Annotated in this window: 11 protein-coding genes and 1 pseudogene; 4 read left to right on the top strand and 8 right to left on the bottom strand. The window is 63.8% G+C overall.

Going from position 1 to position 17,578, the window contains the following annotated elements; translation table 11 throughout:
• Window positions 1-174: 174 nt before the first annotated feature.
• On the bottom strand, window positions 175-8,781 hold the full coding sequence (locus BTE28158_RS11625; RefSeq protein ID WP_151048750.1) for a glycoside hydrolase family 94 protein: 8,607 nt from the start codon (window positions 8,779-8,781) through the stop codon (window positions 175-177).
• A gap of 61 nt (window positions 8,782-8,842) precedes the next feature.
• Entirely contained in the window at window positions 8,843-9,295 is a 453-nt protein-coding gene (locus BTE28158_RS11620) for a type II toxin-antitoxin system HicB family antitoxin (RefSeq protein WP_151048751.1), read from the bottom strand.
• Between the two features lie 384 nt (window positions 9,296-9,679).
• On the opposite strand from BTE28158_RS11620, the gene BTE28158_RS11615 reads away from it, so the two are divergent.
• Window positions 9,680-9,883, top strand: coding sequence for a hypothetical protein (locus BTE28158_RS11615; protein WP_151048752.1), 204 nt, complete (start codon window positions 9,680-9,682; stop codon window positions 9,881-9,883).
• Between the two features lie 89 nt (window positions 9,884-9,972).
• On the opposite strand, the gene BTE28158_RS33090 is transcribed toward BTE28158_RS11615, so the two are convergent.
• From BTE28158_RS33090 to BTE28158_RS11595, 5 genes and pseudogenes are all read right to left on the bottom strand, one after another.
• Entirely contained in the window at window positions 9,973-10,143 is a 171-nt protein-coding gene (locus tag BTE28158_RS33090) for a hypothetical protein (protein WP_170296417.1), read from the bottom strand.
• A 53-nt stretch (window positions 10,144-10,196) separates the two neighbouring features.
• The gene (mgtA, locus tag BTE28158_RS11605; protein WP_151048753.1) at window positions 10,197-12,734 is read right to left on the bottom strand and encodes a magnesium-translocating P-type ATPase; all 2,538 of its coding nucleotides are present in this window, start codon (window positions 12,732-12,734) and stop codon (window positions 10,197-10,199) included.
• A 201-nt stretch (window positions 12,735-12,935) separates the two neighbouring features.
• A pseudogene (locus tag BTE28158_RS33085) lies at window positions 12,936-13,046 on the bottom strand (Crp/Fnr family transcriptional regulator); the annotation flags it as partial.
• 129 nt (window positions 13,047-13,175) lie between these two features.
• Window positions 13,176-13,397 (bottom strand): hypothetical protein, encoded by a 222-nt coding sequence (locus tag BTE28158_RS11600; protein ID WP_059599497.1) that lies wholly within the window; start codon window positions 13,395-13,397, stop codon window positions 13,176-13,178.
• A gap of 471 nt (window positions 13,398-13,868) precedes the next feature.
• Window positions 13,869-14,522 carry a response regulator gene (locus BTE28158_RS11595; RefSeq protein WP_124904851.1) on the bottom strand — a complete coding sequence of 218 codons (654 nt, stop codon included), beginning with the start codon at window positions 14,520-14,522 and terminating at the stop codon, window positions 13,869-13,871.
• A 334-nt stretch (window positions 14,523-14,856) separates the two neighbouring features.
• On the opposite strand from BTE28158_RS11595, the gene BTE28158_RS11590 reads away from it, so the two are divergent.
• Window positions 14,857-15,036 carry a hypothetical protein gene (locus BTE28158_RS11590; protein WP_059599499.1) on the top strand — a complete coding sequence of 60 codons (180 nt, stop codon included), beginning with the start codon at window positions 14,857-14,859 and terminating at the stop codon, window positions 15,034-15,036.
• A 114-nt stretch (window positions 15,037-15,150) separates the two neighbouring features.
• Here BTE28158_RS11590 and BTE28158_RS11585 read toward each other — a convergent pair whose 3' ends face one another.
• Window positions 15,151-15,870: a Bax inhibitor-1/YccA family protein gene (locus tag BTE28158_RS11585; protein WP_151048754.1), complete on the bottom strand. Its 720-nt coding sequence runs from the start codon at window positions 15,868-15,870 to the stop codon at window positions 15,151-15,153.
• 89 nt (window positions 15,871-15,959) lie between these two features.
• Here BTE28158_RS11585 and BTE28158_RS32450 point away from each other — a divergent pair, with 89 nt between their 5' ends.
• Window positions 15,960-16,304, top strand: coding sequence for an oleate hydratase (locus BTE28158_RS32450; protein ID WP_239007257.1), 345 nt, complete (start codon window positions 15,960-15,962; stop codon window positions 16,302-16,304).
• 401 nt (window positions 16,305-16,705) lie between these two features.
• The gene (locus tag BTE28158_RS11575) at window positions 16,706-17,488 is read left to right on the top strand and encodes a helix-turn-helix domain-containing protein (RefSeq protein WP_151048755.1); all 783 of its coding nucleotides are present in this window, start codon (window positions 16,706-16,708) and stop codon (window positions 17,486-17,488) included.
• Window positions 17,489-17,578: the final 90 nt, after the last annotated feature.

The raw sequence follows: 17,578 nt of genomic DNA, 5'->3' as shown, positions 1-17,578 counted from the left end.
GTAGCTTTCTCATGATCATCCCCTCGGGTTGCCGCCGCGCCGTCCGATCCGGCACGACGCACGCAAACCCATGCGCTGACATCCCGATGAAATTCGGGACGTCGGTTCATGATGGGCGGTACATCGCGCGCAGTCCGTCCGCTAACGTACCGGCGCGGATGCCGACCTGTCACCTCACAGAAGCACCGCTTGCGCCGCCCCCAGCGTCACGACCACGCGGTGGCGCCGGCCGTCGTCCACGAGTCGTACCGCCACTTCGCCGGCGGCGAGCCGCACACCATCCGCGACGAGGCTGGACACGCCGCTGCTGACGGCGTCGGGATTCTCGACCACGACGTCGTAGTGCGCCGCCCCGTGGCGCAGCGTGGCCCTGAAGCCCGGCCAGGACCGCGGGATGCACGGTTGAATGGACAGCACGTCGCCATGCTTGCGCAGGCCGAGCAGGCCTTCGACGCCCGCGCGATACAGCCAGCCCGCCGAGCCGGTATACCAGGTCCACCCGCCCCGGCCGACATGCGGCGCGACCGAATAGACGTCGGCCGCAACCACGTATGGTTCCACCCGATAGCGATTCGCGCCGCTGCGCGTGCGACTGCGATTGATCGGATTGAGCAGTGCGAACAGATTCGCGGCACGATCGCCGTCGCTCATTTGCGCGAACGCGAGCACCGACCACGTGGCCGCATGCGTGTACTGGCCGCCGTTTTCCCGGATGCCCGGCGGATAGCCCTTGAGATAGCCGGGATCGACCGGCGAACGATCGAACGGCGGCGCGAACAGCAACGCCAGGCCATCGTCGCGGCGGATCAGTCGCGCGTCCAGCGCGCCCATCGCCTGCGCGGCGCGCGCCGGGTCCGCCGCGCCCGACAGCACGCTCCACGACTGTGCGATCGAGTCGATCGAACATTCGGCGTTGCCGGCCGAGCCGAGCGGCGTGCCGTCGTCGAAGTAGCCGCGCCGATACCACGCGCCATCCCACCCCGCATCGGCGAGTGCGTCGCGCAACGCGTCGGCGCGCGTCAGCCAGCGCGCCGCCAGTTCGCCCGAGCCGCGCGCCGTGGCGAGCGGGGCGAACGCCGTGAGCGTCGCATGCAGGAACCACCCGAGCCAGACGCTTTCGCCCCGCCCGGCCTCGCCGACCCGATTCATGCCGTCGTTCCAGTCGCCCGTGCCGATCAGAGGCAGATCATGCTCGCCGAAATGCGCCAGACTGGACTCCAATCCGCGCGCGCAATGCTCGAACAGCGACGCGCTCGTCTCCGAGATGCGCGGGATGAAGAACGCGTCGTGCTCGTCGGCGGCCAGCGGGCGTCCGTCGATGAACGGAATCGACGCATCGAGAATCGCCCGGTCGCCGGTGACGTCGACGTAGGACGCAACCGCATGGGCGAGCCAGACCCGGTCGTCGGAGATCCGCGTGCGGACGCCGCTGCCGCTTTCGGGCAGCCACCAGTGCTGCATGTCGCCCTCGGGAAACTGGCGCGCCGCCGCCCGCAGCAGATGCTCGCGCGTCAGGGCCGGGCGGGCGACCGCGAGCGCCATGCCATCCTGCAGCTGATCGCGAAAACCGTACGCGCCGCTCGCCTGATAGAAGCCCGCACGCGCCCAGATCCGGCACGACAGCGTCTGGTACAGCAGCCAGCGATTCAGCATCAGATCCATCGCACGATCAGGCGTTTCGACCTGAACGGCGCCGAGCGTCTCGTCCCAGAACGCCGTCACGGCGGCGAATATCGCGTCGAAATTCGCCTGACGGTAATGCGCGATCAACTGACGCGCCGTTGCCGCGTCGGCGCCTTCGCCGAGCAGCAAGACGATTTCGACGCTGCCGCCGGGGTCGAGATCGACCGTGGTCTGCAACGCGGCACACGGGTCGAGCCCGGCGCCGACGCGGCCCGACAACGGCGACGCGCCTGCCCTGCCCGGAAAACCGGCGGGATCGCTCAGGACGCCATTACGGCCGATGAACTCGCGCCGGTCGGCGCTCCACGAGGTTTGCAGGCCGCATAGATCGGCGAACGCCACTCTGCCGCGATACACCTGGCTCCAGTCGTTGCGGGCAAACAGCGCGCCGGTGGGCGGATCGATCTCGCTCGCGGTGTGCGGCGCCGAGGCGCTGCGCGACGCACCCATCGCCCACTCCGCATAGATTGCGACGGACAGCCGGCGGGGCCGGTCCGACAGGTTGCGCAGGCTCAGGCGGGAAATCTTGACAGGATCGTCCAGCGGCACGAACTGCAGCAACTCGACGGCGACATCGGCGGCGGAATGCGCAAACCGGCTGTAGCCCTGGCCATGACTCGCCACGAAAGCGCTCGCGCTCGGCGCGTCGTCGCCGATGGAACCCGCCTGCGGCCCCCAGCGCACGCCAGTCTCGTCGTCGCGGATGTAGAACACTTCGCTCGGCGGATCGGTGACCGGGTCGTTCGACCACGGCGTCAGCGGATGCTCGCGGCTGTTCGTCACCCAGGTATAGCCGCCCCCCTCCGCCGATGTCAGGAAGCCGCACGATGGATTCGCGACGACGTTGACCCACGGCATCGGCGTGCATTGACCGGGCTGCAGGATCACGACGTATTCGCGGCCGCCGCGCGCGAAACCGCCGATGCCGTTGAAGTATTCGAGACCGGCGCCGGCCTGTGCGCCCTTCGGTGGAGAAATCGCGGGCGGTGGCAACGGCGGGCTCGCGGCATCCGGGCGCGCGGGCAGCGGCGAAGCCGCGAGGCGCCGCAACTGGTCCACCAGCCGGCCGTTGCGCGCGGCGAGCACGGCCCGCGCAACGGCCGGAAACAGTGCGCGCGCCGCCACCGCCATCAGGTCCTCGCGCAGGACGAAAATATTGCCGCGCCCGGCTTCGCCCGGCGGCTGCCGGGGTCGCACCAGCCCTTCGAGCGCCGCCTGCAAATCCTGCACATACGACGCCGCGCGCTCGTTGATAATGACCAGATCGACCTCGAGCCGCTTCATTCGCCAGTACTCGTGCGCGCGAATCAACTGCCGCACCATGGCGATGTGCTCGATGTCGTCGATCCGGACAAGCAGTATCGGCAGATCCCCCGATACGCCATGCGTCCATAACGGCGACGCGCCCACGCCACCCGCCGCCGATATCGCCGCGGCATGGCGCAGCAGTGCGGCGGAGCCCGGCCGCATCGACGCATCGCTGTAGAGCATGTATCCGGCCAGCTGCTGGAACAACGCGGCCTCGTCGAGGCTCACCGCGCTGTGCCGCAGTTGCACCTGCGCCTGGGTCCACGCGAGCATCGCCGCACGCGCGAACGATTCACCGTCGCGATGCTTGTCGACCAGATCGAGCAACTGCGCGCGCGAATCCGCGACGATGGTCCAGTAGACGATGCTCGCCTTCGCGCCCGGCTCGATCCGCAGCTGCCGCCGCAACGTGAACGCCGCGTCCAGCACCGCGCCTTCGGAAGCACTCAGCGCACGCCGTTCGGTCAGCGCAAGCGGCAAGCGAACGCTGCGTCCGCGTCCGATGACACGCAATCGATCGGTATCGAATTCTTCCGCGCCGACGGTTTCGCCGGAGGTCACCGCCAGATGAGCGGCCCACACCTCCGCCTCGTTCGGCGCGCGCTTGCGGCGCGTCGCCAGAATGGCGCCGGACGCCGGCATGTACTCGGTCTCGATGAACAGCTTCGAGAATGCGGGATGCGCGTGATCGGCGGCGGCTGGCGCGAGCACGATTTCCGCGTACGACGTGAATTCGATCACGCGCGGCCGGGTGCCCGTGTTGGCCACCGACACCCGGCGCACCTCTGCATCGTCCTCGGCTGATACCACCACCTCGAGCGACGTCGTCAAGGTGCCGTCGCGACGCACGAACTCGGCGCGATCCTCGGTGAACGTCACGTCGTAGCTGTCCGGTACCACGCCAGTGGGCTGCCACGTGGCCGACCAGACGTCGCCGTTCTCGGCGTCTCGCAGATACAGATAGCTGCCCCAATCGTCGCGCGTCGCGTCCTCCCGCCAGCGCGTAACGGCCAGATCGTCGCGACGGCTGTAGCCGGACCCCGCGGCCGTGAGCATCACGGCGTAACGGCCGTTGGACAGCAGATGCGTGACGGGGGTGGGATCGTTCGCGGACAGCAGGCGCCGCGCGACGCCGGCATCGATCCCATGCATCCTGCCGGCGGGGCGCGTGTCGACCCGCGGCCTCCCTGCCGCGACCCGGCCCGGCACCCGCTCCTGCAACAGCAGCTCGGTGGCTCGAACGGCCGGTTCCGCATGGAAGAAGGTGCGAATGCGCCCGCCCAGCAACGCATTGGCGATCGACACGATCGACATGCCCTGGTGATGCGCCATGAACGCCTGCACGATGGCAACCGGCATGCCTTCCGGCACGCGCGCGGGCGTATAGTCGAGCGCTTCGTAGAAGCCGAAGCGCCCGCACGCGCCGGCCGTACGCAGCCGTTCGAAGTTGCACGCGGCGGCATGCGGCGCGACCATCGCCGCGAGCGCGGTCGCATAGGGCGCGACCACCAGATTCTGGTCGAGATCGCGCTTGAGCCCCAGCTCCGGCACGCCGAAGCTCGAATACTGATAGGTCAGCTCGATGTCGCGCGTGTTGTATGCCGACTCGGACATGCCCCACGGCAGGCGCAGCCCGTCACCATAGGCGATCTGCTGTCGCACCACCAGGTGATTGGTGCGTGCAAGCAGGCTGCTGTCCGGCGCGCGCATCACGAGCGACGGCATCAGGTATTCGAACATCGATCCCGACCATGAGATCAACGCCGCGCCGTGCCCGATCGGCGTCGCCAGGCGGCCTAGCCGGAACCAGTGGCGCGCCGGAACATCGCCCTTCGCGATCGCGACGAAACTCGCCAGGCGAGCCTCCGACGCCAGCAGATCGTAGTTGCCCGGATCGAGCCGTCCATCGGCCACCGCGTAGCCGATCGACAGCAGGTTGCGCACCGGGTCGAGCAAAAAGCCGAACTCCATTGCATAGGCCATCTGCAACGCAGTATCGGCCAGCGCCTGAAGACGCTTGTTCAGCACGTCCGCCTCGTCCGGCGTGCGCGTCGCATCACGGCAATGCCCTTGCACCACGTGCTCCAGCGCCTGCGCCCAGAACAACACGTCGTCGACGTCGCCGCCTCGCACCCGGCCGATCTCGTCCATCAGCGCGCGCGCGACATCGGCGACTGTCGCAGCGAGGATCGTGATCGCGTTCCATTCCGTCGCGGCGAGCATGTCCTCCAGTTCGGTCGCGGCCCGCTCGAATTCGCCGTGCAAGGTCGTGCGGGCGTCGCCATCCCGGCACACGGCCTTGCGCAACAGCGCCAGCGTATCGCCGATCCCTTCATGCGCGGCCTGCCGTCCCACGCCAGCGGGCTGATTCGCCCACGCCCGGCAACCGTTGCCGAGCGCGATCAGGTGCCCGGCGAGATTACCGCTGTCGACCGTCGACACATAGCGCGGCTCGAGAGGCCGCAGGTCGCGCGTGTCGTACCAGTTGTAGAAATGGCCACGATAGCGCGACATCAGCCGCATCGTCGCGAGCGTCGCCTCCAGACGCGACACCGCATCCAGCGTGCCAAGCCAGCCGAACTCGCGGGCGCTGACGACGGACAACAGGTACAGCCCGATATTGGTGGGCGAAGTCCGGTGCGCACAAACGGGCTTCGGGTTCTCCTGGAAATTGTCCAGCGGCAGCATCTGATCGTCGGCCGTCACGAATGTCTCGAAATAACGCCAGGTCCGGCGCGCGTCGCGCCGCAGTTGACGCGCATCGTGCGGCGTCACCGCCAACTCGCCCGCCGGCCGCGGTGCGCGGCTCAACCAGTAGGCGATCGCGGGCGCCGCGAGCCAGACTAGCGCGAACGGGGCGGTCAGCCAGCCCGCATGATGATCGACGCGCCAGCCCACCATCAGACTGGCTGCCGCGCCAAGCAGCGCGAGCATCAAGCCGCCACGCATCTGCAGATAGGTGGACGCCAGGGTCCGGCGGTCGCGCGCGCCGGCTTCGGCCGCCGTGGTCCACTCGAGCAGATGGCGATGGCTGATCCCCAAGCGAAACAGCGTGCGCGCGATCGCGTCGCCCATCGACCACGCCTGCTGCGGCAGCATGACGATCGACAGGCCGAACCGCGTCAGCGCGAACTGCAGCTCCGTCGACCACGCATGGAGCACGCTGCGCGTGGTCATCTTCACGTGCGTGCGCCGCCAGCGCGGCACCAGTCCGCTCATTACGGGCAACAGGAACGGCAGCGCGATCGTCACCAGCACGAAGGCACTCCAGCCGAGCGATACGGGGAGCGGCTGCATCCATCCGGCCAGTAGCGCGATCAGCATGGCAGGCGCCGTGAGCGTGCGGCGCAGGTTGTCCAGCATCTTCCAGCGGCCGACCGCCGTCAGCGGTTCGTGGCCGAAGATCAACCATGGCAGGAGTTGCCAATCGCCGCGCGCCCATCGGTGCAGGCGTCCCGCCGCGACGTCGTAGCGCGACGGCGACGCTTCGACGACCTCGACATCCGACGCCAGCCCGGCCCGCGCGAAAATGCCTTCGAACAGATCGTGACTGAGCACCGTGTTCTCCGGCACACGGCCGGCGAGCACCGCCTCGAACGCATCGACGTCGTAGATGCCCTTACCCGCATAGGAGCCTTCGTCGAACAGGTCCTGATAAATGTCCGACACGGCCGACACGTAAGGATCGATGCCGTGCGCGCTCGACGACACGCGCTGAAAAAGCGACCCCTCGTCGCCGTTCGCGAGGGACGACGCAACGCGCGGCTGAAGCACACCGTAGCCTTCGACGATGCACCGGCTCGCCGGGTCGAATACCGGCCGGTTGAGCGGGTGCGCCATCTTGCCGACCAGGCGCCGCACGGTATCGCGCAGCAGCCGCGTATCGGCATCGAGCGTGATCACGTAGCGCACGTCAGGCGGCACGCGCGGCGGTTGGCCTCCCGGCGCGACGAACGTCGTGTCCGACGCCCCGCGCAGCAACCGGTTCAGCTCGTGCAGCTTTCCGCGCTTGCGCTCCCAGCCCATCCAGCAGCGTTCGCCGTCGTTCCACACGCGCTTGCGGTGCAGCAGCAGAAAGCGTTCGCTCTCCCCCGGCGCCGCCGGATAAAGGCCATTCAACCGGTCGATACCCGCCACCGCGAATGCCAGCAGCCCGTCATCGCTGTCGGTGTGCGGGGTGGGCGCATCCACCCAGTCGGAGAGCAGTGCGAAGTAAAGCGTGCCATCGGGGCTCGCCAGGTGATGAATTTCCAGTTGCTCGATCTGCTCGGCGAGCGCCGCTTTCGTCGTCAGCAGCACCGGCACCGCGACCAGGGTGCGCAGGTCCGGCGGAATGCCGTCAAGCAACGCGAGGCCGGGCAGGATCTTCGCGCCGACATCGCGCATCACGCTGCGATTGACGAGCGCGACCGCGGCATCCAGCGCGGGTAGCAGGCCGGCGACGCCGAGCCAGATCAGCCAGTGACCGGGCGGCTCGATGCGAGTCAGCCACGCCAGCATGGCCGCCAGCAGCAGGGCCGCAATTAGCCCGATACGACCGAGATAGCCGGCGAGACCGGCGCGGCGCGTCAGGCGTCGCAACCATAACGCAACGGGCGGCCGATAGCCGATCTCCGCCTCGAATGCGGCGCGGCCGTCCGCCAGCAGGTAGTAACCCGGATCCGTCTCGCGACCCGGCACGGCACCGGCGGCCAGCGTGCCGCGCGTCCCCTGCGCCGCCGCATCGGCGACGACGCGGCGGGCAATCTCGAGTTCGCTGACGGGCGCGCCACGGGCAAGCACTTCAACCTCGTCTCGATACAGGTTACGCGTGGGGAAATCCATCTCCGCGAAGCCCGGGTGATTACGCAGCACTTGATCGACCAGACTGATGCGCTCGAACAAAACGGTCCAGTCCACTTCCGAAATCAGCCGCATGCTGGTGATCACGTTGCGCACGGTCAGACTGGCTGCGCCCTGCTGATGGTTGACGGAGGCGACGATCTGATCCGGCGTCGCGCCGCGTGCCGCCAGGTGCCGATGCAGCCACGCCAGTGCCGGCGCGACGGCCGGATCGGGATCGTGCAGCCGCTGAATCAGCTGCACCGCGAACGCATCGTGCAATACGGCCTGTTCGTAACGGGTGACGAGCGGCTCGGCCTCCACCCGCGCATGCCCGCGTTCGCCCAGCAGGCGATCCGCAAGTGCGTCGGCGTCGAGCCGCGCGCGCCGGTCGTCGATGATCTGATCTGCGAGTCGCCGCAGGTTTTCGATCAGCACGATCCGCAACGTGATCGCCACCGCCCACAGTTCGCCGATCGTCAGCGGTTCCACGGCCTGATAGGCAAGCATGAACCGGCATAGCATATCGGGATCGAAACGGCTGTCTGTGTGGGCGACGAATGACCAGTTGATCTCGAACACGCGCGGATAACCGGCAAACGGCCCGTTGCCGAGCTTGGGCAGTTGCCGGTAATAGCGCGGGGAAAGATCGTCGCGGATCTGCCGCACCTGCTCCGCGACGAGATAGTAGTTGTCGAGCAGCCACTCCGCTGCCGGCGTGATTTCTTCGCCGCGCGCGTCTGCGGCCACGGTGTTCCGGTACGCCTTCAGCAGATGATCCGCGTTGTCCTTCAGCCGCGTCGCCAGAGACGGGCCAGAGGCCGCCCCGGGAACGACCTTCTGCGCACGCGCCAGAATTCCCGCATGCTGCGCCAGCCGTTCATCGCCGAGGAACTCCTCGCGAATCGGCCGTGCATTGCTCCATGGCGATGTCCGGCGTCGCGAAACACACGCAACGGGAATCTTCAAGGCCCCTTCTCCCGAATGACCACTCCATCCGCCCAGGCTTCACGCCCGAAGCGTCGCACCGTCAAACCGCTTCCGACAGCGATTTCACGTCGGGTTCGAAACGCACCGCGACGTGCGGTGCAGATCGGTCGGTGGCATTCGCACACGCCATCGACACGAATGCATCGCGAGTCGTGTGCAGCGCGCTCGCCTTCAGGTCGATGTCGCGCACAATGCATTTCGGGAGGCACAGCTCGATCCTCACGGAACTCGAGGTCATGCCGGTCAGGTCGATATCGAAGAACCGCCAGATTCCATCACCCACGTCGATATCCGACGCCTGCAATATCGACATATCCGTGGTCGGCGGCGGTACAAGACGCTCGGAACGGTCACAGTAGGCCCTGACCTGTCGCGCCGCAGCCACCAGCAACTCGTCATACGAGTCACCCTCCACATCGATTTCCGGAAAATCCGGAAGCGCGCCGTGATAGCGAGGATTCCCGCGCCGCGTGATATAGACCGGATATTTCATGACGCGCTCCTGACGGAAAATGCAACGAAAGTCATCATGCATGGCAGGGCTCGACGAATCTGTACGCTGAAGAACAGTCTGCGCGGCGCGTTTGATCGCGCTTGAGGTGCGAGGGACGCGATCCCGCACGCCTGGCCTGTATACGCCATCGGCCATGTACGGCAGCGTACCGACTGCCGAAGCGGGCAGACGCATGGTGGTAGTTCACGCGCAGATTGGCGATGGACCGTGGACTTCATGACGAGGGGGACGTCGTGATGGACGTAGGCCGTTGCGCCGCCGTTTCGCCCCCGTTTTGCCCCATATCGCCTGCACGGATTGATTCGACTCAAGCAGTACAAGCCTGAACCATGACGCAACGCGATTCCCTGACGGAGCCGTTTGATGAAAGATCACCCGAAGCGAGAAAAAAATCTCAAGGACAACCAACAAGAACAGGCTGAAGCGCGCGCAACCGACGACGGCATGCCGGTCGTGAGTCCGCAGCGAAAAAAGCGGTATCCCCTTTTGTGGAAAGCCGTCACGCCCAGACGATATATTTCCGACGCAAGGAAACGTCTCGGCATGGGTTTTCTATCGACCCTGTAGCGTTTCCGTAGTCAACCTCCTCGCGCTCAAACAGAACGGGGAGCCGCCCCAGCAAGGCGGAACGGGAAGCCGGCCGAAACGCCGGCTTTTTACCTTTGCACGTCGCCCGTCACGATGAACGGCGCTCGGTCGATTCTGATTCCGAGTTCGATGGTGGACAGCCTGAACCCGGTTCTGGCATTGGCAATTGCCGGGCACGACGTGACCGATTCGACTTCGGTGCCGACGCTCAAGACAGCAGCATAGAAGTGCGACAGCATGTCGACGGCCCCGGCTATCGGAAAACCAGTGGCCGCAGTCGTGTTGCGCCGGATCAATGCGCCGCAAAAAATCGGTAAAACAATTGTTTAATCCATTCCACCGCGACCAAATAGCAGAGCAGCATTGCCAGTAGAATCAGGAAGAACTGCGGTGGGGGTGCGACGAAGCCGAGAAGCGCTGCAACCGGCATGAAGGGCAATGCGCCGGCGATCAGCACGACCGCGAGCGAGGTAATTGTCAACACACGGCTTGGCCGACTCTTGAACGGACTGCCCTGCGTTCGAATGATAAATATCACCAGTACCTGAGTGGCAATCGATTCAATGAACCAGCCCGTGTGAAATAGTGCCTCGCCCGCATTGAACACCTTCAGCATGATGAAGAACATCAAGAAATCGAAGACCGAGCTCACTGGCCCGACCACCCACATGAAATTTCGAATGAACTTCGTATCCCAATGCTTGGGATGAGCAAGAAAATCGTCGTCTACGTTATCCATCGGAATAGGCAATTCCGAAACATCGTAAAGCAGATTGTTGAGGAGAATCTGCGCCGGCAGCATCGGCAAAAAGGCGAGAAACATCGTTGCGCCCGCCATGCTGAACATGTTTCCGAAATTCGAGCTCGTTCCCATCATGATGTACTTCATGATGTTGGCGAAGGTCCGTCGGCCCTCCAGGACGCCAGCACGCAATACGTTCAAGTCTTGCCGCAGCAAGATCATCGCTGCCGCCGCCTTGGCCACGTCTACCGCGCTATCGACCGAAATACCGATATCCGCGGAATGAAGCGAGGGTGCGTCATTGATCCCGTCGCCAAGATAACCGACGGTATGTCCTTGGGCTTTCAGGTTCAGGATGACGCGGTTTTTCTGCGCGGGCGTGACGCGGCAAAGCAGGTTGGCCTTCTTGATCTGCACCGCTAGCGCGGTATCGTCCATTTGCTGCATTTCGTTGCCGGTGAGTACCCCCGTGACTGGTACGCCAAGTTGTGTAAACACGTGTCGGGTGACCAGCTCACTGTCACCGGTGACGATCTTGACGTCCACGCCGATTTCCGCCAACTCCTTGAGCGCCTTGGACGCGCTGGGCTTGGGGGGATCGAGGAAGGCCGCAAAGCCGGCGAAGATCAGCTCGGTTTCGTCACTCAGACCCGCGTGCAAGCAGTCCGACGCGACCGAACGCCACGCGATGCCAAGCACTTTGAAGCCTTCTCGCTCAAGGCTGTCGTGCAATGCCTGGATGGTCGCCAGCGTGCCTTCATCCAGAGGTTGCGTCCCCAGTGCTTCCCCACGCGCGTATTGTGTGGACAGTCTGAGAATATCCTCCGGCGCGCCCTTTACCACCAGTAACCGCTGCTGGGCATCATCGAGCAACACCGACACACGCCTGCGCTCGAAATCGAACGGCACTTCGTCGATCTTGCGCCAATGACCGACCTCGATCTCGGTGTGCTCAAGGATGGCGGCGTCCAGGGGGCTTTTGAGGCCGGTTTCAAAATAGCTATTGAGGTAAGCCAACTGCAGCACCTGCGCGCTGTCTCGCCCTTGCACATCCAGATGCCGTTCCAAATGGATGCGTGCCTCGGTCAGCGTGCCGGTCTTGTCGGTGCACAGCACGTCCATGCTGCCGAGGTTATGAATCGCAGCGAGCTGCTTTACGATGACATGCTGCCGGGCCATGCGCAGTGCGCCACGCGAGAGCGTTACTGTAACCACCATCGGCAGGAGTTCCGGCGTCAGCCCGACCGCAAGCGCGATAGCGAACAGAAACGACTCCAGGAAGGGGCGATGGAAGAGCGCATTGACCAGAAACACAAAAAGCACCAGCAGCACGGTCAGGCGCATGATCAGCATGCCAAAACTATGCGTACCCAGCTCAAAAGCCGTGGGCGGAGCCTTTTCCACCAGCGAATCGGCGATGCTGCCAACGGCGGTATCCGAACCAATCTGGCACACCATCGCCCTTGCCATCCCGCTTATGGCGGACGTTCCCATGAAGACGGCGTTTTCGGCCTGACTGAGGTCGCCCGTCGGCTCAGCGAGGTCGGCTGCATGTTTCTCAACTGGGTAAGATTCGCCTGTCAGCAACGCCTGGTTGACAAAGAAATCCTTAGCCTCGATCAAGCGGCAATCGGCTGGCATGAGGTCGCCAGCGGTGAGCAGAACCACATCGCCAGGAACCAGCGTGGCGATCGGCACGTCCTGTGGATGTCCATCGCGTATCACCGTTGCGCGAACGGCAACCGTTTGTTTGAGCTGTTCCGCAGCCTGACCGGCCCGATACTCCTGAACGAAATCCAGGGTCACGCTGACAAGAACGATGACCCAAATGACCACGAATCCGGTGACCTCGCCAGTCAGCGCCGACACGGCGCTGGCGGCGAGCAGGATCATCACGAGGGGATTCCTGAAGTGATTCAGATACTGTAGCAACAGGGATCGTTCACCGCGCGAGCGCAGTGTATTGGGGCCGAAGCGCACTGCCCTTTGGCGTGCTTCCGACTGGCTCAAGCCCTCACCCGATGATGCTAAATCGGCCTGGAGTGCAGCAGAAGGCTGGTTCCAAAAGTAAGATCCCGGCTGATCCATTGCGTACACCTTATGCGGAAACTGCGCGTTCGCGCCAGGCAACCGAAGACTGCTCGAGGTCCAAACGTCAGGACAAGAGTCTGTCACGGCCCCGAGGTTCGCCGTGAGCGGCAGCCCGCCTGTTGCGGTTCTTGTCGATGGATTCCCGGAGATCTATGACTGTTGATTTGTACCAAATCTTGACCCATGGAGGGTCAGGATTCGGTGCAAATCAACAGTCTGTGCCATTTGAGTGATGAGCGCCTGGATGTAGCGCAACAACAGTCGCTGCATCGACGCGCCTTGGCGGAACTCGTCTTTCAGGGCGCGTGCGAAATTTGCACGGGATCTGCTTCCGGCAATGCCGCCAGAAAATGATTCTCGATGATGGATTGCTGACCAGACACACGTCACTCGTGATGCAGCGTCTACCACATGCTCCGGCGACGCGAGGCGTTGCGCTTAGGACTCGAGTTCGCGAAGCAGACGTTGCGCGAGGATCTTGGCGTCTTCCAGCGCGAGATCGTACTGCTCTCTGTCAGTATCAGTCTGGTATGGGGAATCATCGTTCGGCCCTTCAGCGGCGCGGCGCAGATACACATATCCCCGGAACGTACCGTGAGCAGATTCCATTACACGAATGCGTGCGCAATGTGTTGTTGTACTGAATATGAGATCGTCCATGATGGCCCTTCATTCATATTTTGTCATCCTATCACTCCGGGCGATCAGGAACATCACCTTGATTCCAGACAGATAGATGCCGAGTCGCTCTCGGCTTCTTTCAGGGCGGGGACCCGTGCGCAAATTTTGCGCCACAATTTACCCGGACGGCAGCCGGTCATTATCGCTGCGGTTTACTGCAGTCGAATTCTCGTCGACGTACTACTCCTGAAATCGGTACAACTGGATACGGCCCCATCAGTTCAACGACGGACTGCCGCCAGCTGTTGCGGAAGAAAAGCTTGACGCAGCGTCCGGGATGAGTCGACCGCTACACTTCCTCCGTGGCCCTGTGAAACCGCATGACCTTCGCCCCCCTCACCGCACTCCCATCGCCATTATCGAACTCAAGAACGATCGTGCATCGCATGGCGGCTACGCATCTCGACGTTAGCGAGCGATGCGCTTCCACGCGGACGATTCCCGGTCCTTTTAACGGCTTCCGTCAACACCAAGATCCAGCAACTGGTGGCGTAGCGCAAAGCGAACCATGTCTGATTCGTTATTCAGGTCCAGTTTTTCCAGAATGCGCGACTTGTATGTGCTGACTGTCTTGATGCTGAGGTCCAGGCTTCCGGCCATCTGCGAAATCGATTGTCCTGATGCCAGGCCGACCAGGATCTCGAACTCCCGCGCGGTCAGGCGATGATGTGCGAGCGCCTCACTGTCGCCGTTGGTGACTTGCGCCAGCAGATCGCCCACCATCGTGCTCACGTATACCCCACCGTCGGCTAGCTTTCGAACCGCGTCGATCAGGTCCGACCGCGAGCAAGTCTTCGAAAGATATCCCGAAGCCCCGGCCCTGAACGCCCGCACCGCATGGGTCTGTTCGGACTGCGCGGTCAGAACGAGCACCCGAACCTCCTGATGCTCTTTCTTGATTTTCCTGATGAGTTCAACCCCGTGAATACCGGACATCGCCAATCCGAGCGACAACACGCGCGGCTTCACAGCGCTCACGAGTTCGAGCGTGCCGGCGCCATCTGTGGCTTCACCGGCGACCTCGACGTCGTCAACCTCCGCGAGGACGCTACGCACACCTGCCCGCATGACGGCATGCGCATCGGAAATCACCATTTTGATCATGGCAGACACTCATTCATTCGGTAAGCGAACCAACCCGCGATGACGGGCGATTTACTGGCACTGATTTGTTTTAAAGCATGGGATCGGGAATGCGTCTCGTCTGCACGCTGCCGTACAAAGTCCGGCGGCACGGACCGAGCGCCGCGACACGCGCTCCTAGGGCGAGGCAAGGGTCCGTCGAATCCGGTGCCGAATATCGAGCGACACCCCGAAGTGGCGCCCCCTTGATCCAGATCAGCACGCAAGACGGGCACGTGCCGATGCTGTTCATACGGCGTCAAGGGTATTCCAGCCTGCCGTACAACGTCATCTATACACGCCAAAGGAGGTCGCCATGCGCACCGAACGGATAAATGAGCTATGGGCCGAATTTGATGACCTTGCTTCGAAAAGCGAAAATGAGGATGTTCAATTTCTGATCCGGGCGATCAAGCTGCATGCAGAGCTGGTCAATGCCCGACTCGCCGCGCTCGAGGCGTTGGGCGGCGTCAACGTTCAAACCAAACCGACGTAATGTGCGACCGGTGTCGGGTGGCCGGGCCAGATTCATCCCGGCGCCTGTTTGCTCCGGCGGTGATCCCGCCGGTGCTTGCCGTACGGCCCCCTGCCCCTGGCCGCCACCGCTCGCCTAGCTGCGGCGGTTACCAAAGAGCCGCATCAGCATCAGGAAGAGGTTGAGAAAGTCGAGATAGAGCGCAAGCGCCCCCAGGATCGCCTTCTTGCCGGCGATCTCGTATTCTTCGTCCGCTATGTAGATGCGCTTGATGCGTTGCGTGTCGTACGCGGTGAGTCCCGTGAACACGAGCACGCCGATCACGGAAACGACAAACTGCAGCGCCGACGAAACCAGGAAGAGATTCACGACCCCCGCGATGATGATGCCGATCAGTCCCATGAACAGAAAGGAGCCGAAGCGCGAGAGATCGGCCCGTGTCGTGTAGCCGTAGAGGCTCGTTGCACCGAACGTGGCCGCGCTGATGAAGAAAACGCGCGCAATGCTCTCGCCCGTATACACAAGGAAGATGCCGGAAAGGGAGAGCCCGACCAGCGCGGCGTAGGCCCAGAAACTGATCTGCGCCGCGCCGAAGCTGATGTGCTCGATGCGGAAGCTCAGAAGCATGACCAGCGCCAGCGGTGCGAGCAGCAGCACCCAGAAGAGGGGTGTTCCGGCGATCGACCGGTAAAACCCGGTTGACGCGCCGAGGTACGCAACGGCACCCGTCAGCGCCAGACCCCCGGCCATATAGTTGTAGATGCGCCGCACATACTGCCGAAGGCCGACGTCGTCGCCGCCCAATACGCGCGGCGACTCTTCTGCTCGCGCCCCCTGTCGAAAGTCGTTTCCCATCGTCGATTCTCCTCGGATCGCAGTCGTGCGGCCGTGCTTCGTCCTGGCCACGCCCATACTCAATCTCGCCCCTCGGGCAACCGAGCACCTTGACTCACATCAAGCCCATCCGGCGCCGTACCCGCATTACAGGGCCTCGCACGCTTGCGAATTGCAGCTTCGCGCTACGGCCTCCTCGAACGTCGACAGAGGTTTCAACCAATCTTCCCAAGGGCTTTTCCATGCAACGCAGCACACAGGATTCGGATCGAGCCGCTCGCCGACGCGCGGCCGGCATCGATCGGGACAGCAGCCGGTTCTATCTGGTCGGCGGCGGCATCGCATCGATGGCAGCGGCAGCCTTTCTGATCCGGGACGGCGCCATGCCGCACGATGCGGCGCTCGAGCGTCATGCGATGCAGCACTCGCGGTTCGACGACCAGGACGGCATCTGACAGCCGACGGCAGGCGCTTACCCACGCTGGAGCACCCGGGCGACGCCAACGAGGGTTTTCAACCGCCGCAGCCGTTGTCAGCATCCTCCTACAGCCGTTCTCCAAACCCTACGTGACTTTCCATCCCTGCCGATTTCGGTCTGGCCGCGCGCGAACCATACTGATTCATAGGGAGGTCCGGGCGCCGATCATGCCGTCGCCAGCGTCGCGCGACAATGGCGCAGCACTGTTGTTCCGCGTACCGGATCGCGGCCGTCGCGCAGACTGGATCGCCAGATTCCGAGCTGTGCACGGCCTGCAAATGACCAGGAACGAATTTTTCGGCCAGATCGACCGCGCCACTGCATGACGCACCATCCATGCAGTGGCGCCGCACCCGACCGAGTGACGAGGAGCAGATCATGCCGACCGCCCAAGCCCACGAAAATGCCCGTCCCGCCGTCGCGTACGGGATGACGCTCGCACTTCATCCCGTCGATCGGGACGAGCGATTGAAGCACCCCGGCGCGCATTGCTCGACCTGCTCGGTCCGTTCGGCGTGCATGCCGGCGGAACTCGACGATGCAGACCTGGCCATCCTCGACGAGGTCGTCTGCACGACCCGCTCGGTCAAGCGGGGCGAGTCGCTGTTCCGCGCGCACGATACGTTCCAGAGCCTCTATTCGGTCCGCACCGGCTCATTCAAGACGATCGTCATGCATCGCGACGGCCAGGAGCAAGTGACCGGATTCCAGATCGTCGGGGAAACGCTCGGTCTCGACGGCGTGTGCAGCGGGCGTCACAACGGCGATGCGATCGCGCTGGAGGACAGCACGGTCTGCATCATCCCGTTCGGCCAGCTGGAGAAGGTTTGCGCCAAGGTGAAGTCGATGCAGCACCATCTCCACAAGATGATGAGCGGCGAGATCGTGCGCGAGTCGGGCCTGATGATGCTGCTTGGCACGATGTCGGCGGAACAGCGAGTCGCGGAGTTCCTGCTGAACCTGTCCGAACGCTTCAAGGCGCGCGGCTATTCGTCGGCGGATTTCAACCTGCGCATGACGCGCGAGGAGATCGGCTGCTACCTCGGCATCAAGCTCGAAACGGTCAGCCGGATGCTGTCGAAATTCCAGCGCGACGGACTGATCGCCCCGCACGGCAAGCAGATCCATATCATCGATCTGGCCGGGCTCGCGCGCGTCTGAGCGCTGGCGGCCGCCTAGTGTCCTGTTCCGTTGTTAACTGGTCTATGTTCACGTAGCATGTTGACGTCAACGGAACGGGAGACGTCAGCA

It is taken from the genome of Burkholderia diffusa (assembly GCF_902499115.1).
In the GTDB taxonomy this organism is placed as follows: Bacteria; Pseudomonadota; Gammaproteobacteria; order Burkholderiales; family Burkholderiaceae; genus Burkholderia; species Burkholderia diffusa.
The sequence above is the reverse complement of the archived record's forward strand: the minus strand, read 5'-3'. Positions and strand labels throughout refer to the sequence as shown.